Below are 19,987 nucleotides of genomic sequence, written 5' to 3'. Positions count from 1 at the left end.
ACTTTTATTCTGTACTTAAAATTGAAGAAAATCAAAAAAGTATAACAAGAAAAATAATATGAAATCATCTTTCTTTCAACCAAAAACCTGTGTGAGGCTTAACAAAGTTTTCAAAGGAAATTGAGAACGGGAATGGAGGAACAAGCTAGGTCCTTACCAACTTGTAGCAATTCCAATCTCTTTGAAACACATTTAGAAAGTCCTTCAATATCTAATCCTAAATTAGATAATTGAAATTTTTTCAATCTACCTAATGCCTCTCCGTAAAGAATGGTCGCCCCATTTATATTACTATTTTCTAAATGAACTTGTGCAACAGCCACTTGCAATATTCCCTGTAACAACTGCCTTTCAGCACCACCAGTCTCATGCCATATCTCTTCAAAAACATCATGGGATTTGTACCACTGACAAGAATTAAATAATTTCATTCCTATTTCAAAACGAGGATCATTTATAAATAAATCATCTTCATTATCCATAGTGTTCATTCTCTTTACAAATTTTTCTTTGCTTTAATTTTTCTAAGCCTTATAGATTCAGGAGTAACTTCCAACATCTCTCCTGGTCCAATGTATTCAAGAGCTCTTTCTAATGTCATTTCGATTGGGGATTGCAATTGATCTAGCTCCTCTGCACCAGCTGATCGCATGTTGGTAAGTTGTTTAGCCCTACAGATATTTAATTCAAGATCTTGTGGTCGTTTGTTTTCTCCAATAATCATTCCTTTATAAACCTTGGCTCCAGGAGTAATAAAAAATTGTCCACGGTCTTCTGCATTCTTTAGGGAATAGAAGGTAGCTACACCCTCTTCAAATGAAATAAGAACTCCATTTCTCCTTTGCTCAAAATCTCCTACAGATGGCCTGTATTCAAAAAATGAATGACTCATAATCCCTTCTCCTCTTGTTGCACGAATAAATTCACCCCTAAATCCAATCAAGCCTCTTGAGGGAATAACAAACTCAAGTTGAGTTCGATGATCAGTACCAGTTTCCATATTTTGCATTTCACCTTTTCTTACCCCAAGGCTCTCAATACAAGCACCAATAGAAGCTTCAGGGACGTCAAGGACAAGCGTTTCAACAGGTTCACATTTAATTTCATCTATTGTCCTGAAAATTACTTGTGGTTGAGAAACTTGAAATTCATACCCCTCTCTTCTCATTGTCTCTATAAGAATTCCTAGATGTAACTCTCCCCTTCCACTAACAGAAAAACGGTCAGGAGAATCCGTATCTTCAACTCTTAAAGCAACATTCGTTAGAAGTTCTTTATTTAAACGATCCTTCAACTGCCGACTGGTTACGAACTTGCCCTCTTTTCCTGCAAAAGGAGAATCATTAACAACAAAAGTCATCTGCAAGGTTGGCTCATCTACCTTAATTAGGGGTAAAGGTTTCGGTTCATCAGGGCAGGCTACAGTTTCACCAATAGAAACTTCATCAAAGCCAGCCAAGGCAACTATATCTCCAGCATTTGCTTCTTCAATTTCAATTCTTTTTAATCCCTTAAATCCTAATAATTTATTAATCCTTCCTTTTTTTAAACTGCCGTCTTCCTTTATCAAACATGTCCTTTGGCCGTTTTTAATTACACCATTATGTACTCTTCCAATAATAATTGTTCCTAAGAAATCTGAGTAATCTAGGGTCGTGACTTGTAATTGTAAAGGCTTACTCACATCGCCAACTGGAGGAGGAACTTGTCTAATAATTGCCTCAAATAAAGGTTTCATATTATCGTTTTCACTTTTCACTTCAGTCTTGGCAAACCCTCCTAATCCACTCCCAAATAAATAAGGAAAATCACATTGATCATCATCAGCGCCTAACTCCAAAAACAGATCTAAAACTTTGTCTACCGCGGTTTCTGGTTCTACCCTTGCACGATCAATTTTATTCACAAAAACAATAGGTCTTAAGCCTTGCTCTAAAGCTTTCTTCAGAACGAATCGAGTTTGTGGCATTGGTCCCTCGTTAGCATCAACTACTAGAAGACAGCCATCCACCATTCCCAAAACCCTTTCGACTTCTCCTCCAAAATCAGCATGACCTGGTGTATCAACAATGTTTATCCGAGTATCGTTATAAGTAACAGCTGTGTTTTTCGAAAGAATTGTTATCCCTCTTTCACGTTCCAATTCATTGGAATCCAACGCACAAGTTGGGACGTCCTCGTTATCTCGAAAAGTGCCAGATTGATTTAAAAGAGCATCAACCAAAGTTGTCTTACCGTGATCAACGTGAGCAATTATTGCGATATTCCTTATAGCTTGTATATCAAAACTCATAATTTAAGAAAATTAAAATTCTTTTGGTTAATAGAAACATAAAGAATATCTCACGATGACTTCATTTAGCTTTTTTAAATGCCAATCAAAATATCGAATATAAAATTCGAAGTAAAAAAATTAAGTCATGATTATTTGAATTTTATAATTTTATTAGCAGCGTCAAATTCCCTCAAAGCATTAACAGTCCCCTCAAATCTCCAATGCCAAGGCTCATAAGTTACTCCCTGCTTGTTGTTGGGTGGAAAAGAAAGAACGAAATGATATTTAGAGGCAAACCTCTTCATCCATTTAAAAGCTGGCGTTTGTTCAAATTCAACCTCAAAATGAGTATCTGGATAATTTCCATCACCAACATCGATTGCATACCCTGTGCTGTGTTCAGAATAACCAGGAGGAGCTGAGTCCCTTGAGCGCTCAACAGCAGTTTGATTTCTAATAGATTTATTTTCATAAAAAATATCCCTTTGCAAATTTATTGATCTATAACCACTTAATAGTTGAAGAGAAACCCCTCTTTGGGCAGCCATAAATTGCATTTCCTTAAAATTTTCATAGATATCTTTATGAACATAAATACCCGGAGAAAAAAGAATTAAATCTTTTTTAGAAGCCTCTTTATAGGGGAGATGGCCTAACAAGCTTTTATTCTGACTTGTCTCAATGGAATTAATCGAATCATCTAAGGATTTTCTTTGGCTTAAAAATGATTTATTAGCTAAAAACGTAACAGTTATACCAAGGCCAAGAAATAGAAGTCCTACAAGCAAAAAAGACTTGTTAGTAATGGTTTTTATGGATTTAATCCTTCTTGCCAGCGGGATGTCATCTTGATAATTCATACGATCTGCTTATGGTCAAAACAATTGGAATTCGCAAAAATGATGTTTCGATAGTAACGAGTATCTTTAATCTTTATACTTTCTATTAGATAACGATGTAAGTTTTATATATAAAGAACTAAATTTTTCATCCAAAGATGTTAAGAGTTGCTGTTATTGGCGGTGGACCAAGTGGATCATGCGCTGCAGAAATTTTAGCTAAGGCAGGAATTAAAACTTGGATTTTCGAGAGAAAGCTTGATAACGCAAAACCATGTGGAGGAGCGATTCCATTGTGTATGGTTTCTGAATTTGATCTTCCGGAATCAATTATTGATAGGAAAGTCAGGAACATGAAAATGATATCCCCATCAAACAGAGAAGTTGATATTATTTTGGATGATATCTATCCAGGAAGCGATAAAGAATATATAGGTATGTTGAGGCGTGAGGTGATGGATTCATTCATGAGAAATCGCGCCGCTGAACTTGGCGCAACATTAGTAAATGGATTGGTATCAAAAATAGAAACTGGTACTAACAAACAAGGTCCCTATACACTTCATTACACCGAAATCCTTAACGACAAATCTGAAGAGAAAGGTAAGCAACTTGAAGTGGATTTAATTGTTGGAGCCGATGGCGCAACAAGCAGAGTTGCAAAAGCAATGGATGCTGGTGATTACAACTATGCAGTAGCAATTCAAGAAAGGATAAAGCTTCCTAAAGAGGAAATGAAGTATTACGAAGATAGGGCCGAAATGTATGTCGGAACAGACGTATCACCAGATTTCTATGGTTGGGTCTTTCCAAAATATGACCATGTTGCAGCTGGAACAGGAACAATGAAACAAAATGGTGGTTTAATAAAAAGCCTCCAAATTGGCGTCAGAGAAAGAGCCAAGAAGAGACTAGTAAATGGAGAAGTAATCAAAGTAGAAGCTCATCCAATTCCTGAACATCCCAGACCAAGGAGAGTTGTTGGAAGAATGGCTCTAGTCGGAGATGCGGCAGGTTATGTAACCAAAAGTTCAGGAGAAGGAATTTATTTTGCGGCCAAAAGTGGAAGGATGTGTGCCGAGCAGATTGTCGAATCAAGTCAAAATGGAAAAATAATACCTACGGAAAATGATTTAAAAAAATATCTAAAAAAATGGGATAAAAAGTATGGAATTACATATACAGTTTTAGATATTCTCCAAAGAATTTTCTACACCAGTGATGGAGCAAGAGAAGCCTTTGTAGAGATGTGTGGTGACATGGATGTTCAAAGACTTACATTTGATAGTTATCTCTACAAAACTGTAGTTGCAATGAAGCCGCTTCAACAATTAAAACTTACCTTACTGACAATTGGTTCTGTTTTAAGAGGGAAAGCACTAGCACCGAGCACATATAAGCCAGTACCTAGTGCAGTCAGAGATGATAAAGAAGTTAATAAAATGTTAGCAGTAAGTTCAATCAAAGGTGGTATTAAAGCCAGTAAATAATAATACCAATATTAATCTAAGTAATTAACCAAGCTTGCTGAAATCAGCAAGCTTGAAAGATTGATTCCTAAGTATCGTCAATAGATTAAGTCTGTTATTTCGTAGATTAAGATTCTCCGTCATTACCATTACACTTCCTTCTCCATCAAAAAAGTTTGATAAAGTTTCAGTACTTGAGACTAGACCATCAGCTAACAACTTATATTTATCACGATCACAATTTACAGCTAGAGGTTTTAATTTCTCCAACACCTCAAACATTTCTCTTTCACAATCCTTTTCAAATAGAGACTTATCAACAAAATCTAAAGGATCAATGATATCTTTGGAGATAGTACTTTTAGCTGCCAACTTAGAGGCTCGAGTCACTACAGCTTGCAACAAATTAAGTGTATTATTTTTTCTCATTTCCATCAATAGTGAAGTTCGAAAATAGACGTCTGTAGGATCATCCAATAATTTTGATGTTGAAGTAGTATCTCCTGCAACTGCCTGAATAATATCAAAGTCAACATCTTTCTCTTCTAATAAACTAATAATTCTTTGACGAAAGAATTCCTTCAACTCGGACAGAATAGTACTTATGTCAAGAGAGAGAGAAGGGAAAAGATTCTGCCAATAAATAAGTGAATCATTTAGTATATTATTTATATTTAATTGCCAATCTTTATTCCATAAAATCAATAAAATTCCATTAGCAGCCCTTCTCAAGGCATATGGATCAGATGAGCCAGAAGGCCTTTCGCCCTTAGCATAAATGCTGATAAGCAATTCAAAACGTTCCGCTAATGAAACCGCATTACCAAGTTTATTTGAAGGAAGCGAATCAGAAGTTCCTTTAGGTTTATAATGTTCCAAAACACCAAGGCATACATCTCTTAATTCTCCTTCGTGAAGTAAGTATTTAGATCCAATAATTCCTTGCAACTCTGGAAATTCATCAACCATATTACTAACTAAATCATGTTTAGAAAAATGTGCAACTTTTACAGATTTTTGAATATCCTCTTGATCAAATTCAAGTTTTAAAGTTAATAATTTAACAAGCCATTCAATTCGATTTACACGCTCATATAAAGAACCTAACCCTTCAGCAAAAGTTACATTTTTCAACTTATCAATACGTGAAGAGCTACTGATTAATAAATCTGACTTTATAAAAAATGAGGCGTCAGCAAATCTTGCCTTTAACACTTTTTCATTTCCTTTAATAATTTTCTCTTTTGCTGAAGGTAATCCATTACTAATACACAAAAAAACAGGAAGCAAAGTATTTCTAGAGTCAAGTGATAATGGATCAAACTCAACATTCACTTTGTATAAGGGGATGTATCTTTGATGAACCTTCATCACAGTGGACAAAACTTCAGGGGGTAAATCGAGAAAAGATTCATCAAAACACCCAGTCACAAGTAAAGGAGACTCAACTAAATCTGTCAGTTCATTTAAAAGGGGATCAGTCAAATCTGACTTAACTTTTTTATCTATTTCGTGTTTAAGAACTAAATCATTTATACAGGAAAGGCGACGATTCCTATCAACTGTGACTCCAACCTCTTGCAATTGATCAAAATAAGTTTTCGCATTATTTATTTCTAATTTTGCTCCATGCAACCTATGAGGTCTTGAGATATTACCTATTTTTATTTCTGGATCACACCCTGAAATTTTAAAAGGTAGAACTTCTGAATCAAGCAAAGAAACAATCCAACGAATAGGTCTCGAAAAGCGAAAATCACCTTTGCCCCATCTCATAAACCTCCTTCCTTGAATCTTGCTGATCCATCTAGGTAAATAGTCAGACAATAAAGTAGTAACGGGCTTGCCTTTCTCAATTGATTTAGCAAAAACGAATGAACCCTTTGACGTTTGACGAATCTCTAATTCATCAGGAGATAGATCATATCTTTTAGCAAAACCAATAGCTGCTTTTGTAGGTTTTCCATCATGAAAAGCTTGAGAAACAGAAGGACCTTTTCGTTCTGCAATATTGTCTTCAGAAAAAGGAGCAATCCCTTTAATCGTTAATGCAATTCTTCTGGGTGTAGTAGTTACTCTTATTTCACTAAATTTTATTTGAGAAGAATTCAAGTCATTATTTACATTTAGCTCAAGCTGGGAAATAACAGATTCAGCCAAATCAGCTGGTAGTTCCTCAGTGCCGATTTCTAAAAGGTAGGTAGACAAAAAAATTTCCTTGCGTTGCTAATAAGAGTAGGTCTAAATTTGAATTAGTTCTACACTCTGTGTCCTAGAAAAAATTTAATCTTCAATGGATGGATCTTTTAATAACCCAAAGCTTTATTTAAACAAATAAGCACTAAACAACACGAAAAATGATACAGTGTAGGTACCGTTGTAGGTACCATTGCCTAAGATCATAGAAATACCTGGAAGATCGGGTTTTTACCTCAGGGTTGCTGTACCAAGAGGAAAATTAAGGGATGCTTTTGGAACATGTGATGTAGTAAAAAAAATAGGTAACACTAAAGAAGAAGCAGAAGAGAACATAAGCTCAGCAGAAATAGCTATTCAACAAAAATTCGATGAAAAGCTCAGGGAAGAAGAGGCAAAACATATCAACAAGTCTTTGCCCAAGGGAATAAGACTAGAGGCAATTAAAAATAGTAATTCAAAAGAATCTCCAAAAAACATAGAAAAAGACTTAAAAGATGCTGGATTTAGTAATGCAGCTATTGAAGCTTTGATGAACTTTGATGAAAATGAAAGTACCAATATTGAACAGACAGAACAAACTGTTCCATCACCTTGCATAGCTAATAATTCACCTCGGGCAAAATTTGAACAATTTAAAGCCGATAGTAATTATTTAAATGAACCCCTAAACAGTGAGTTATTAAATGACAGCGATCACTTTACAAACGACGCAGTACAACTTTTAAAATTTCACGGTAGTTATCAACAAGACGATCGAGAGCATAGAAAAAGAGGGGGCACAGGTAAAGATTGGCAAATGATGCTGAGGCTAAGAAATCCAGCTGGTTATGTGCCTGGTCCACTCTTTGTTGCATTAGACGAGCTATCTGATCGACTAGGGAATCAAACGCTTAGAGCGACCACTCGCCAATGCTTCCAAATGCATGGAATAAAAAAAGTAAATATTAAAGAAGTAATAGGAACAATAGTCAAATCGATGGGATCTACACTTGCAGCCTGTGGAGACGTCAACAGAAATGTAATGGCTCCTGCAGCCCCCTACGAAAAAGGCTCCTATCCTGCCGCGAGAAAATTAGCTAATGATATTGCCGATGTTTTATCGCCCAAAAAAGCAGAAAAAACATACATTGATTTATGGGTTGATGGCGAGATCAAATATGCTATCAAGCCTTCTTCTGAAGTTAAAAGAAATAGAAAGCTCCAACTAAAGCCTGGTGTTTTTAGTGGGGATGAAAAAGAGCCTTTATATGGTGCAACCTATCTACCAAGAAAATTCAAATGTGCAACGACAGTCCCGGGAGACAACTCAGTGGACATTCTTACTCATGACATAGGTTTAGTGACGTTCACAAACAAAAAAGGAGTTCTAGAAGGATGTAATGTCTATGTAGGAGGAGGCATGGGTAGAACACACAACTTGGACACTACATTTGCGAGGATAGCAGATCCAATTGGCTATGTAGAAGGAGAATATATCTTAGAACTTGTTCAATCTATACTCGCTCTTCAAAGAGATTATGGAGACAGAAAAACAAGAAGACATTCAAGACTAAAATACGTTTTGCACGACATGGGCGTGGATTGGTTTAAGAAACAGTTAACAACTAAATATTTTACGAGACAAATTGAAAACCTTAAGCACGAAGGGGATACAATACTTGAAGATTATTTAGGTTGGCATCAACAATCTGAGAAGCTATGGTTTGTTGGTCTACCTTTGTTGTCAGGTAGACTTACAGGAAGAGTAAAGAAAGAGCTTAGAAATATAGTTGAAAAATATGCATTAGATGTGCGTTTAACTCCCAACCAAGATCTTTTATTGTGCAATATCGGTAATTATCAAAAAGCCAGTGTAAAGAAGGCACTCATTGATATTGGTTTTATACATCCGGAGACTCCTGACCGATTGGCCAGACATGCCATGGCTTGTCCAGCTCTTCCATTATGTGGACTAGCAATGACAGAAGCAGAAAGATTCTTACCTGAGCTCTTGGAGAGAATAAACAATCAATTAAAAATTCTAGACATCAATAAATCAGTCCTAATTAGAGTAACAGGTTGTCCGAATGGATGTGCTCGCCCTTATATGGCCGAATTAGCTCTTGTTGGTAGTGGTTTAAATCAATACCAACTTTGGCTTGGAGGCAGCACTAATTTAAAAAGGTTGGCGACTCCATATCTACAAAAAATGCCTATAGATGACTTAGAAAAGACATTAGAGCCTTTATTCCTTAGCTGGAAAGATACTGGAACCTCATCAAGTCTTGGGGATCATGTGACTAAACTTGGCTCTGAAAGTGTAATGTCTTTACTTACTTCAAGTGCAGCTCCATAGATAGGATTACCTTGATTGCTTAGCCAAGACCATAATTGATCTCCATAGCTAAAATGCCACCATTCGTTTGGGTGTTGAACGAATCCAGCCTGTTCCATAATTGAAAACAAAAGAGATCTTCTTTTATGAAAAACTTGATATTTTGAACAAGGCATCCTTAAATTGGCTTTCTTATAAAAGTCAGGACTAGATTCAGCACCAATAAAATCTATTTTCCCGCCAAGATCTAATGGATTTCCGCTCATATCAGCAAGAGTCAAATCTATTGCAGCACCAGTACTATGAGGAGGAGGTGTAAGAGGATTAGATGAAGGTTTTGCCCAGAAACGTCCAACCTCCTCAATCACATCAATGATGTCTCCATTATTTGAGATATCATCATCAATATGTATCCCCTTAGATCTACAAGTTTTTTGAATAGTGTAATTGAACATGAATTTCTGGACAGAGATAGGTCTCCATGCATCAAACAAAGCCAACTGTAAATGAGGACTACTATCAAAAAGATATTGTTGTGCTCGTATCAATCTTTTTAAAACACTGGGTCGTAAAACCCATGGATCTACTCCAGTTGAATATGGTGCACCTAACGACATATAGGGATGAGGTGTTAGTCGAAAAATGGATTGAGGGATAGAAACTAAAGGCTCATTACATTCATTTATTTTTATATTATTCCAAGGTCGCAAATTCATGATTTGTATTGAATATTAGGGTAAAATTTCATTCGCACAAAAATCTATTCTTAAGTCTACCTTCAAAAGGATTGAGATCAATAGTAATAACCAATCAAAAGGTTAATTTAATTTATTACCAATTTTTAGTCTCTCCCACTGCTCTTTGATTAACAAACGAAGCATTGAGTTATTTGAAAGCAAAGGATCGGAATCTAAAATACTTCGAGCTTCATTCCGGGCGATTTCTAGGACATCAGCATCATCAGCTAATGATGCCAGAGCAAAGTCAGGTAAGCCTGATTGTTTAGTACCTAAGACTTGTCCAGGTCCACGAAAACGCAAATCAATTTCAGAAATTTCAAATCCGTCATTAGAGTTCACAAGAACGTCCAATCTTTGTCTAGATAGTTTATTTTTGTTTTGATGACTCAAGAGACAGTATGACTTGGATGCTCCCCTTCCTACTCGACCCCTTAGTTGATGCAATTGAGCCAAACCAAAACGATCAGAATCTTCTATCAACATTACACTAGCATTTGGAACATCAACACCTACTTCGATGACCGTAGTAGATACCAAAATATCGCTTTTTTTATTTATAAAATTCTGAATAACCTTCTGCTTTTCTATACTTTTCATTTTGCCATGAAGTAATTCAACTTTAAATTCTGAAAATATTTCAGTAGACAATTGATGATGTACGTCAATAGCTGCACTAAGTTCTAGTTTCTCAGATTCTTCAATTAAAGGTAAAACAACATAAATTTGACGTCCTTTATTAATTTCATTCCTGATCAAATCATATGCATAATTTTTATCTTTTGGTGATATAAGCTGAGTATTAATAGGAGTTCGACCAGGTGGAAGCTCATCTAATTGACTAACATCCAGATCGCCATACAAAGTAAGTGACAAGGTTCTAGGAATGGGTGTAGCCGTCATCGTTAGCAAGTGAGGTTGTAAGCCTTTGTTCAATAATTTGTTCCTCTGCTTAACTCCGAAACGATGTTGCTCATCGACAACTACAAGGCCAAGTCGTTCGAAGACAACTGGGTCTTCAAATAAGGCATGAGTTCCAACAAGAATTTTTGTAGAGCCATTTGCTAAATCAGTAAGTATTTGTTTACGACGAGATTTTGGCGTAGAACCAGTTAAAAGATCAACATTTAACTCAAGTTGAGGAATCAATTTACTTAGTGTTTGAAAGTGTTGTGATGCGAGCACCTCAGTTGGCGCCATAAAAGCACCCTGCCATCCTGATTGAACTGCAGTGAGAAGTGCTGCAATAGCGATAACAGTTTTACCACTACCAACATCGCCTTGTAATAGTCGAGACATTGGCTCTGTTTTAACTATGTCTGATTCAATTTCCTTTAAAACCCTTCTTTGAGCATTAGTCAGAGAGAAGGGTAGAATACTCAGGAATTTCCCAACAAGGCTATTAATATTTGGCTCAATACTTAGTTGAGGAGAATTAGATTTCTTATGTAAATCACGTCTTAAAAGAAGACTAAGCTGCAATAGTAAAAACTCATCAAATACAATTCTTCTTTTTGCTTTAGCTAAAGTTTTTGAATCCTCAGGCTTATGAATATGAAAAAATGCTTTTTTCCTAGTAGGTAAATCAAGTCTATTTAATACCTCTTTAGGCAATGGATCTTTAATATTAGTTGTCAAATAAAGTATCGATTGTATTAGATCTCTGAATTTATCAGCGGTAATACCTTCAGTTAAAGAATACACAGGCAATATCTGACCAATAGTTCTAGATTTCAAATAACCATTGGGGCTATCAATAATTTCAATTAAAGGATCATTTAACGATTTGCCATATTTACTTTCCTTAACTAACCCACTTACCGCAACAGTTGCACCAACTTGATACAAACTTTGTTGAGATTTTACATACGCAATACTGCTACTCCGACGACCTGCAAAAAATCTAGTAACTTTCATTCCTCCTGTCTTATCTTTTATGAACAACTCAAGAATGGAAAGATTTGGATTTTTAGGACTTTTAAATGAACTGCATCGTCTAACTTTTGCCACAATCGTTACATTCTGACCTGCTTGAGTTCTATCTATCGTTTTCAATGAAGAGTAATCAACATAATCGCGAGGAAAATAATTAATGAGATCACGAATTAAAATAAGACCTAATGCAGACAATCTCTCAGCTTGTTTAACGCCAACCCCTTTTACAGCAGAAATCGCACTCCCTAAACTTAGTGAGTCTTCCGAAGAACGCCTCTTAAGCAAAATAGAGTCTTGAGATCTTCTTATTTTTAATTTTTTCGACTCTATTTTCTCTTCGGCTTCCTTATATTTACAAAGGTTATGAAGAGCCTGTCTGGTCTGAACTATTAATTTACGTCTATCGTCTGTAGACATAGTTGGATATTTTTTATAATCTAAAGCGAGCTCTTGTAATCTAGAAAAATCAAACTCCCTAACAGCTTTAGAAGGAGCACTTAATAAATATCCACTTACAAAATAAGAAAATTTATTTGTTCTCCCTTGAATATTAGTAAAACCGTGATCCACCTCAACTGTTAAAGCTTGCTGCATAGATCGAATCCAAGTCGTTAGTTCACTTGATTTGCTTTCAGGAGTAGATTCGGAATCAGTGCTGGTTATATTTTTGTTGTATCCTTCCACCATTTTTTATTAATCTCTTCTGCTACGGAGCGACCTTGCCAGTAACGTTGTTGTTTAATCATACCTAAGAGTACATTTTGATAATGTTTCATATTTGTTCTATTTTTTCTAAGTCTTGGATTATCAAATTCCATATCCTCAGGGGTAATTAGCAAACAATCAATTTCTAAACCACCAGTAGCTAATGGATTATTCGTAGGTAATTTAAAAGTAAGAATGTTGGATATAGATTTAGAAGAAATCAATTGGCCTGATAAAGCAGCATCTAAAATATTAATGGGGACAAGTGTATTTACCAAGCCAGATTTTAAAAGCTCAGTATTAATGGAATGAGAAAGGTCACGCAATCTTCTAGCCAACGCTGTCTCTATAGAAATCATCCACTCATATAATCCAATTGGTGATTGCGGTAATAGCCGATTATTTTCCGAATCTTCGCAAGAGTTAGTATCATTATATGAATCTGCTATTTTTGAATCTAAGTCGCTTAAATTAGATTCATCAGTCAATGAAAAAATTGATTGTAAAATTTCAATATCTTTACTTCTCAACTTAAAACTATCAGAATTCTTAACATCATCTTTTAATGAATTATTTTCATTATTTATATTGTTAAAAGGATCATCATTTTCTGATATTTTACTTTGCATATAAGGTTCTTTATCATCAATTGTATATGGAGCTTTTAATTCGCCATTCCATCCTTCAGTAATTGATAATTGCTCCAATGGGGGAGTAGAACTTATATTTATTGAATTAGCACCTTTAAATGATTCTGATCTTTCAGAATCATTTTTCATATTTGATGAATTAGAAATCTCGTCTTTAGCATTATTTAATTTAAGAATATTTTCTTCATCAATTTTCTTAGCCAATTCATTTAAATGTTCAATTGTAATGAGTGAGATATTATCTGATACTAATTTATCAATTTCCAACTGAAATCTTTTTCTTGAACTAACTGTTGACAAGCCAAAATCGTCTCCAATCTTATCAGTAATTAGAGAAAATAATGACGTTTTTATAGTTTGAGGAAGGGAGTTTCTTATCTCCTCGAGATAAAGAGAATTTACCCTATATAAATGAGGAGATATATTATTACATTTTTCTTTAAGAAGACTTATTTGATCTAAAGGATCAAAATTAGAATCAAATAAATGCTTTTTTTTTGACAAGATCAAATTGAAGTCATAGAAGCGACCTCTTCTGCAAAGTCAGGTCCTTTAACCTCAATCCCCTCTCCAAGTATATATCTAGTAAATCTACGAACTCTTATATTTTCTCCAATTTTCCCAGCAACTTGTTTTACCAACTCTTCAACATTTATTGAACTATCTTTTATGAAAGGCTGTTCTAAGAGAGCCATTTCTTTTAATCTCTTTCCTATTCTTCCTTCAACGATTTTAGCTTTTATTTGATCAGGCTTACCAGAGAGGTCATCTCTTCCCATTTCTATTTCTTTCTCTTTGTTGGCAATTGATTCTGGAATTTGATCGACACTTACATATTCAACACTTGGACAAGCGGCTACTTGCATAGATAAGTCTCTTAAAAGGCCTTGGAATAAATCACCTCTAGCAACAAAATCAGTCTCGCAGTTCAATTCCAGAAGAACACCTACACGAGAACCTGTATGAATATAACTACCTACAGCACCCTCAGCGGCAACTCTACTTGATTTCTTTTCAGCGCTGGCAATGCCTTTTTGTCTTAACCACTCAATAGACTTATCCATATCTCCCTTATTTTCGATAAGGGCTTTTTTACAGTCCATCATTCCTGCGGATGTCTTATCTCGCAGTTCTTTAACAAGTTTAGCTGTTATTTCCGCCATTTTATTTTGGGGTAGTGAGAAAAAGGTAAATAAGAATTTATTAAAAAAATATACTAACTACTCATTGGGTCCATGTCTCCCTTCATTGATAGCATCAGCTAATCTCCCCAAAACGAGTTGAACAGATCGAACTGCATCGTCATTACATGGTATTGGAATCTCACAAAGATCTGGATCACAATTAGTATCAAGCATTGACACCAATGGGATATCGAGTTTCCTGGCCTCTAAAACGGCGTTTGTTTCGCGCCTTTGATCAACTAAAATCACAACATCAGGCAGACGTCTCATTCCTTTAAGTCCACCAAGGTATTTTTGCAATCTTTCTAATTCTCTACGTAATACCGCTCCTTCCTTTTTGGGGCGCATTGCAATAGCACCACTCGATTCCATACGTTCAAGATCTTTTAGCCTATCAATTCTTGCTTTCATTGTTGTCCAATTTGTAAGCATACCTCCTAGCCATCTTTGATTCACGTAAGAAGCTCCGCACCTAATAGCCTCTTGAGCAACTACTTCGGAAGCTTGTTTTTTAGTACCTACAAAAAGGAATCTTTTTCCACTTCTTGCAGCTCCTCTTGTCCACTTATAGGCGCTGTTCATACAAACAGCAGTTTTAACTAGATCAATGATGTGCACCCCATTACGAGCTGAAAAGATGTAACGGGACATCTTGGGATTCCATCTTCTTGTCTGATGCCCGAAGTGAGCACCAGCTTCCATCATCTCTGAGAGAGAAACTACAGCCATGTTTTTTTTGTGGGTTCCGGGTTCGCCTCCACCCAACAGGGATAACTTAAATAATGATTAAAAAATCAATATTTATTTATCACCCGAAACAGTCAGGTGTGCGTTTTTAGATTGCAGTACTAATCTAACAAACCATGGCTCATCGGAGTCCAATTAATGATGCTTCTCTAAAAATTTGTCTCACTCCAATCAAATTAAGAGGAAGTCTTAACAATTCCATAGCCAAACTAGATTGACCATTCTTAATTAGAAAAGCCAAAAGAGGTCTTAGTGTCTTCGTATTAATAAATCCACCAAGAGTTAAAAATTCCCAAAGACATCGATGAAAAAAAGTGTATTGAATAATAAATTTCACTCTCAAACTTGGATGTTTACGATAAAAAACTAATCCCATCTTTGCTCTCTCTTTTTCAATTTGAATCAACTGAGGAATTTGATCAAGAGCTAAAGCAGGATGCCAATGATATCCAATAGCTCTTGGACATTTGATAAGTTTAACTCCCATATTTCTTAGTCTTTCACCTAATTCCAAATCTTCCCAACCATATAGTCGAAAAGAAGGGTCAAAAAGGCCTGAGATTTCTAAAACGTTTTTATCAATAGCAACATTTCCAGTAGCGAAGTAAGCCCAAGACAAGTCTTGAAGTTTAAAAGGTTCAGAATTTGGATTATTAAAATTAGAAGTATTTATGACAGATCCATATGTAAAACATTTTCTATTACCAAGTTTTTTCCAGGCTACGAACAAGGAATCTAGATGGTTCCTTAGGAAATATCTATCAACAACTAGATCACTATCTATAAAAACAATTAATTCACCTTTTGACTTTTCCACTCCAAGATTTCTTCCTAGAGCAGGCCCTCCATGAGATTGTTCAAAAAGTCTTAAATGAGGATAAGTCTCAATATTAGTTCTTAGCCAATCAACTGTCCCATCTGTTGATCCGTCATCGACTATTACAATTTCAAAATCATGAATTTCAACATTCAAACTTTGATTTTCTAATGCATCTAGACACTTTTTTAGTATTGGAAGTCTATTATAAGTTGGTATAACAACGCTAATTAACATCCTAAATAAAAAAATAAAATCAAAATTTTTTCTTCAACCACTTTAAATTAAAGGATTTAAAAAAATATTTTTCGAATTGCATTTCGATTTATTAATCAGCAGCTCCACCATTATTTGCAGTTCCGGTAACGCCATTACCTGCGCCTTCTCCTCTACCATCATTGCGAAGCTTACGTTTCTTAAATTTTCTAGCATAAGCTCTATTTCTCTCTTGCTTCTCTTTCTTAAGATTTCGTCTTTTAGACATACTAAGATCCTTTGAATTTTATATCTAACTAATTTACTAAACAGAGGGCAATATTTGGCCATCTTCCATTTGCAAGAGACGATCTGCCACATCCAATATTCTTGGATCATGCGTAACCATCAACACTGAACAGGATTGTTCTAAAGCTAGTTTTTTTAACAAATCAACAATTTCTCTACCAGTTGAACTATCTAATGCAGATGTTGGTTCATCCGCTAATAGTAATTTTGGTCTAGCGGCAAGGGCTCTGGCAATAGCAACTCGTTGTTTTTGCCCACCTGATAAATCATGCGGCAGCTTAGATAAGTGGTCTTCTAATCCAACAGCTCTAAGCCATTCTCTAGACTGGGCCCTTCGAGCTTTGTATGAAAATCCATTTAAAAGGTCAGCACCCATTTGGACATTTTGTTCAGCGGTGAGACATCTCAAAAGATTATGACCCTGAAAAATCATTCCAATATTTTTTCTAAGGTTCTGTCTAGTTTTTCTACTTGCTCCAAATAGTTGTTTACCAAATACTTTAAGTTCACCATCTTGAACTTTACGAAGAGCTCCAATCAAAGTCAAAAGAGTAGTTTTTCCACATCCGGAAGGTCCCGTCAGCAATACAACCTCACCAGGAGAAATTTCCATTGAGACAGATTGGAGAACATGCCTTCTCATTTCTCCATGACCATACCAATGATTCAAAGAAGAAATATTTAAAGTATTATTATTTATATTTGTCATAAATTATTTAAATTTAAAACCGTCGATTTTTTCATCAAAATATCTCAGCAGGATCAGCATCTGCCAATTTTTTCATAGCTGCTAATGCTGATCCCATACACATAAAAAGTATCAAGCAAAATATAATTGATGCTCTACTAAAACTCATTTCAACAGGCAATTTAGTTGATGATCTAACCAAAGCATACAAAGCTTGTCCTGAAAGATAAGCAGGTATATAACCCATTATTGATAAAATGAATCCTTCTCTAGCTACAACTCCTAATAGGCTTCTTAAGTTGTAACCCATAGCCATTAGGGTTGCATATTCAGGTAAATGATCACTGACATCACTGTAAAGAATTTGATAAACAATTACACAACCAACAATAAATCCCATTGCAGCTCCCAATGTAAAAATAAATCCAATCGATGTACTACTTTTCCAATAATTTTTCTCAAAATCTATAAATGATTTCAAAGACATAACCTTAACGTCACTAGGCAAACTTATATTTAAAGAGCGAACAACTTTTTCAATATCAGATCCCTTCGCTAATCTTACCAAACCAATTTCAATACTTCCTTTGGGATTCCCCGGAGATAATCCTAAGTATGTCTCAGTGCTAGTTATTAAATTCCCATCTGCACCAAAGGAAGGACCTAAACTAACTATGCCAGAAACTCTAACTCTTCTCCCTGCGACTTCAGTTTCAACTACACGTCCTGATTTAAACCATGACGATATAGGTCCAAATTCATCTCTGGAAAGATCATCAAATAAAACCCTTCCTTTATTTTTTAAAGTTTTAGCCTTTCTCTCAAAATCAGAATCAATCAACAACGGCTTACTTGGCTCAAAGCCTAAAGCAAGAATTGATCTTGTTGATAAATTTTCAGGGTTTCGCCAAAGCAGAAAATTCCAATTAACCGCTGTTGTTCCAGTCACATCCTGATGTGCCATTGCTTGAACTAATCTTCTTCGAGGAAACCCACTCATACTTATTGAACTTTTTGAGCGAGGACTAATTAATACCAAATCTGCGTCAAATAACTTATGAACAGTAACACTTGCGTCAAATAAACCATCTCTGAAACCTAATTGCATGAACATCAAGATTCCAGCAAATGCTATTCCTGCAATAGCTACCAATATTCTTAAAGGTTGTCTTGTCAGCAAAAGCCAAGCAAGAGGTATTTTTCTTTTTTTTAAAAAATTTATAAATTCCACTACGGCTGAAAACGAGCAATAACTTTCATTCCAGTTAGTTGAGAAACCTTTTTAGCTGATGAATTATCAAGCCTTACTCTAACCTCAACAACCCTTGAGTCAGCATCGCCAGTTGGATCGGTTGAAAGCACTCTCCTTTGCCTGACTTGTGGGCTAATCAAAGTCACTTGACCACTTAAAGACCCATTAAATCCTCCATTCTCACTAATCAAATCAACAGCTTGACCCATTTGAACTCTATCTATATCGGATTCATATACTTCAATAAGCGCTTCCATCAATTTGTTAGCGCCAACATTAATTACACCAGACGAATTTGGTCTCTCTCCCTCACGAACTAAAATTTGCAAAACAATCCCATCAATTGGACTTTTTAATTGTGTTTGTTCTAAATCAACGTTAATTGCATCGATAGCAGATTTAAGCTTTAAAATCCTAGTCTCAGAAATAAACAAATCATCTTTCATCTTGTCTAAAACAATTTCCGCCACTGCTCCTTTCTCAACAAGAGTTTGATATCTATTAATTTCTCTTTTTTTTATACTGATTTCACTTATTAATATATTTAAATTAGCTTGCGCAGATTTTAAATTAGCTTCAAGCTTAGGACGATTATCAAAAACAGCTAATATTTGATCCTTGAGAATAGAGTCACCTTCTCGAATTAATAATTTAGATAATCTTGGAGTACCACCCTTTCCACTATTTGGAGCTGCTAATTTTCTTACTTCGCCAACTGGATTCAACTGGCCCAAAGCCGCTACTCCCTCTACCCTATCAACTACTTCAATCTCCTTGAGAATTTGATTTACTTCTAAATCTTTATTATCACATCCACTAATTAAGAGCACGCAAAAAGGTGTTGTGCATAGAAGAAATAAAAATCTCAAAGATAAATATTTAAACATCACTAACATTCAAAAAGTATTTTATTTATGTATTCGTCAGCCCAAGACGAGCCAAAGAATTTAGTTAGAATTCCTCTGGTTTTATCATTACGTTTTTGATTTAGGCAGTATCGTTTTTGATATTTAAGTCTTTTTATACTATCCAACGAATTAATTTGGTCTACTCTTACCTTAACCAATAAGGACAATATTAGTGACAAATATTGATCAGTGAGTTTTAGAAATAATTTTTCTTCGAGGAGATCAACTGGACGAATAAAGCATACATACGGAGAAAAGATGAATCCCCATTCTGGTAGCCTCCCAGGTTCAGCAAATTTAGGGACTTTTAATGATCTCATTTGAGAAATCAGAGAAACAGGCAAATGTTTACCTACAGGTGACAAATCAACAATTCCGGCGGAAATATTATTTGAATTAACTACCAAATCTGCACCAAATATGGGAAGTTCATAGCAAGGGTCCGGGAAAAAGACACAATGGAGTATTTGCAATGATTTTCCAAGCTTTGCAACTTCTAAATGAATTTTCCTAAATCCTTTTGCTCGATAAAATTCGTTAATAATAAATAATTCCTCTTTATTTAGGTTGCGGTAAATCTTGCTATAATTTGGATCAATGTATAGTGGTTGTAAATCAGTCAACGAATTGATTCTATTCTTGATAAGTTTGAAAGCCTCAAGCAAAAGAGGATTCAATTCACTTTGAATGCAAAAAACTGACTCCAAAACTTAGAACTCAAGCTAAAAGGGTTTGGGTTAGATTCATAGCAACTGTTTACTTAT

General features: G+C 35.3%; 17 protein-coding genes. 2 read left to right on the top strand and 15 right to left on the bottom strand.

The window, feature by feature from the left end; translation table 11 throughout:
* Positions 1-110: 110 nt before the first annotated feature.
* From EW15_RS03960 to EW15_RS03950, 3 genes are all read right to left on the bottom strand, one after another.
* The gene (locus EW15_RS03960; protein WP_038652194.1) at positions 111-491 is read right to left on the bottom strand and encodes a DUF309 domain-containing protein; all 381 of its coding nucleotides are present in this window, start codon (positions 489-491) and stop codon (positions 111-113) included.
* A 5-nt stretch (positions 492-496) separates the two neighbouring features.
* Entirely contained in the window at positions 497-2,293 is a 1,797-nt protein-coding gene (gene typA, locus EW15_RS03955) for a translational GTPase TypA (RefSeq protein ID WP_038652191.1), read from the bottom strand.
* A 131-nt stretch (positions 2,294-2,424) separates the two neighbouring features.
* Positions 2,425-3,135, bottom strand: a complete 711-nt coding sequence (locus EW15_RS03950; protein ID WP_038652188.1) for a M15 family metallopeptidase — start codon at positions 3,133-3,135, stop codon at positions 2,425-2,427.
* Between the two features lie 137 nt (positions 3,136-3,272).
* Here EW15_RS03950 and chlP point away from each other — a divergent pair, with 137 nt between their 5' ends.
* Complete coding sequence (gene chlP, locus EW15_RS03945) at positions 3,273-4,604, top strand: geranylgeranyl reductase (RefSeq protein WP_011293698.1); 1,332 nt, start codon at positions 3,273-3,275, stop codon at positions 4,602-4,604.
* Positions 4,605-4,628: 24 nt separating this feature from the next.
* Here the strand turns inward: chlP and glyS are convergent, their stop codons facing one another.
* Entirely contained in the window at positions 4,629-6,791 is a 2,163-nt protein-coding gene (gene glyS, locus EW15_RS03940) for a glycine--tRNA ligase subunit beta (protein ID WP_038652183.1), read from the bottom strand.
* A gap of 520 nt (positions 6,792-7,311) precedes the next feature.
* Between glyS and EW15_RS03935 the strand changes: the two genes are divergently transcribed.
* Entirely contained in the window at positions 7,312-9,117 is a 1,806-nt protein-coding gene (locus EW15_RS03935; protein WP_038655151.1) for an NADPH-dependent assimilatory sulfite reductase hemoprotein subunit, read from the top strand.
* Here EW15_RS03935 and EW15_RS03930 read toward each other — a convergent pair.
* The 11 genes from EW15_RS03930 to EW15_RS03885 form a co-directional block, all read right to left on the bottom strand.
* Positions 9,054-9,812, bottom strand: a complete 759-nt coding sequence (locus EW15_RS03930; protein ID WP_038652180.1) for a M15 family metallopeptidase — start codon at positions 9,810-9,812, stop codon at positions 9,054-9,056. The two genes, EW15_RS03935 and EW15_RS03930, sit on opposite strands and share 64 nt — an antisense overlap.
* A gap of 102 nt (positions 9,813-9,914) precedes the next feature.
* Positions 9,915-12,455, bottom strand: coding sequence for an ATP-dependent DNA helicase RecG (gene recG, locus EW15_RS03925; RefSeq protein ID WP_038652177.1), 2,541 nt, complete (start codon positions 12,453-12,455; stop codon positions 9,915-9,917).
* The gene (locus EW15_RS03920) at positions 12,428-13,627 is read right to left on the bottom strand and encodes a hypothetical protein (RefSeq protein WP_038652175.1); all 1,200 of its coding nucleotides are present in this window, start codon (positions 13,625-13,627) and stop codon (positions 12,428-12,430) included. The genes recG and EW15_RS03920 overlap by 28 nt, the downstream gene beginning before the upstream one ends.
* A gap of 2 nt (positions 13,628-13,629) precedes the next feature.
* A complete protein-coding gene (gene tsf / locus EW15_RS03915) occupies positions 13,630-14,286 on the bottom strand; it encodes a translation elongation factor Ts (RefSeq protein WP_038652172.1) in 657 nt (218 codons plus the stop codon).
* Between the two features lie 57 nt (positions 14,287-14,343).
* Positions 14,344-15,036: a 30S ribosomal protein S2 gene (gene rpsB, locus EW15_RS03910; protein ID WP_038655148.1), complete on the bottom strand. Its 693-nt coding sequence runs from the start codon at positions 15,034-15,036 to the stop codon at positions 14,344-14,346.
* Between the two features lie 139 nt (positions 15,037-15,175).
* Positions 15,176-16,108 (bottom strand): glycosyltransferase family 2 protein, encoded by a 933-nt coding sequence (locus EW15_RS03905; protein WP_038652169.1) that lies wholly within the window; start codon positions 16,106-16,108, stop codon positions 15,176-15,178.
* A 91-nt stretch (positions 16,109-16,199) separates the two neighbouring features.
* Positions 16,200-16,355, bottom strand: coding sequence for a hypothetical protein (locus EW15_RS10785; protein ID WP_011293689.1), 156 nt, complete (start codon positions 16,353-16,355; stop codon positions 16,200-16,202).
* 36 nt (positions 16,356-16,391) lie between these two features.
* Positions 16,392-17,084, bottom strand: coding sequence for a DevA family ABC transporter ATP-binding protein (locus EW15_RS03900; RefSeq protein ID WP_038652166.1), 693 nt, complete (start codon positions 17,082-17,084; stop codon positions 16,392-16,394).
* 34 nt (positions 17,085-17,118) lie between these two features.
* Positions 17,119-18,285: an ABC transporter permease DevC gene (devC, locus tag EW15_RS03895; protein ID WP_369793875.1), complete on the bottom strand. Its 1,167-nt coding sequence runs from the start codon at positions 18,283-18,285 to the stop codon at positions 17,119-17,121.
* An 8-nt stretch (positions 18,286-18,293) separates the two neighbouring features.
* The gene (locus EW15_RS03890) at positions 18,294-19,211 is read right to left on the bottom strand and encodes an efflux RND transporter periplasmic adaptor subunit (protein WP_038652160.1); all 918 of its coding nucleotides are present in this window, start codon (positions 19,209-19,211) and stop codon (positions 18,294-18,296) included.
* On the bottom strand, positions 19,205-19,888 hold the full coding sequence (locus EW15_RS03885; RefSeq protein ID WP_255327232.1) for a phycocyanobilin:ferredoxin oxidoreductase: 684 nt from the start codon (positions 19,886-19,888) through the stop codon (positions 19,205-19,207). The genes EW15_RS03890 and EW15_RS03885 overlap by 7 nt, the downstream gene beginning before the upstream one ends.
* Between the last annotated feature and the right edge of the window lie 99 nt (positions 19,889-19,987).

It is taken from the genome of Prochlorococcus sp. MIT 0801, assembly GCF_000757865.1.
Lineage (GTDB): Bacteria > Cyanobacteriota > Cyanobacteriia > PCC-6307 > Cyanobiaceae > Prochlorococcus_B.
This window is presented reverse-complemented; position numbering and strand designations above follow the sequence as displayed.

Excerpts from the sequence above, each read along its gene's own strand:
- EW15_RS03960 (WP_038652194.1), bottom strand. The coding sequence starts at position 491 with ATGAACACTATGGATAATGAAGATGATTTATTTATAAATGATCCTCGT.
- typA (WP_038652191.1), bottom strand. The coding sequence starts at position 2,293 with ATGAGTTTTGATATACAAGCTATAAGGAATATCGCAATAATTGCTCAC.
- EW15_RS03950 (WP_038652188.1), bottom strand. The coding sequence starts at position 3,135 with ATGAATTATCAAGATGACATCCCGCTGGCAAGAAGGATTAAATCCATA.
- chlP (WP_011293698.1), top strand. The coding sequence starts at position 3,273 with ATGTTAAGAGTTGCTGTTATTGGCGGTGGACCAAGTGGATCATGCGCT.
- EW15_RS03935 (WP_038655151.1), top strand. The coding sequence starts at position 7,312 with ATGAACTTTGATGAAAATGAAAGTACCAATATTGAACAGACAGAACAA.
- EW15_RS03930 (WP_038652180.1), bottom strand. The coding sequence starts at position 9,812 with ATGAATTTGCGACCTTGGAATAATATAAAAATAAATGAATGTAATGAG.
- recG (WP_038652177.1), bottom strand. The coding sequence starts at position 12,455 with ATGGTGGAAGGATACAACAAAAATATAACCAGCACTGATTCCGAATCT.
- tsf (WP_038652172.1), bottom strand. The coding sequence starts at position 14,286 with ATGGCGGAAATAACAGCTAAACTTGTTAAAGAACTGCGAGATAAGACA.
- rpsB (WP_038655148.1), bottom strand. The coding sequence starts at position 15,036 with ATGGCTGTAGTTTCTCTCTCAGAGATGATGGAAGCTGGTGCTCACTTC.
- EW15_RS03905 (WP_038652169.1), bottom strand. The coding sequence starts at position 16,108 with ATGTTAATTAGCGTTGTTATACCAACTTATAATAGACTTCCAATACTA.
- EW15_RS10785 (WP_011293689.1), bottom strand. The coding sequence starts at position 16,355 with ATGTCTAAAAGACGAAATCTTAAGAAAGAGAAGCAAGAGAGAAATAGA.
- EW15_RS03900 (WP_038652166.1), bottom strand. The coding sequence starts at position 17,084 with ATGACAAATATAAATAATAATACTTTAAATATTTCTTCTTTGAATCAT.
- EW15_RS03890 (WP_038652160.1), bottom strand. The coding sequence starts at position 19,211 with ATGTTAGTGATGTTTAAATATTTATCTTTGAGATTTTTATTTCTTCTA.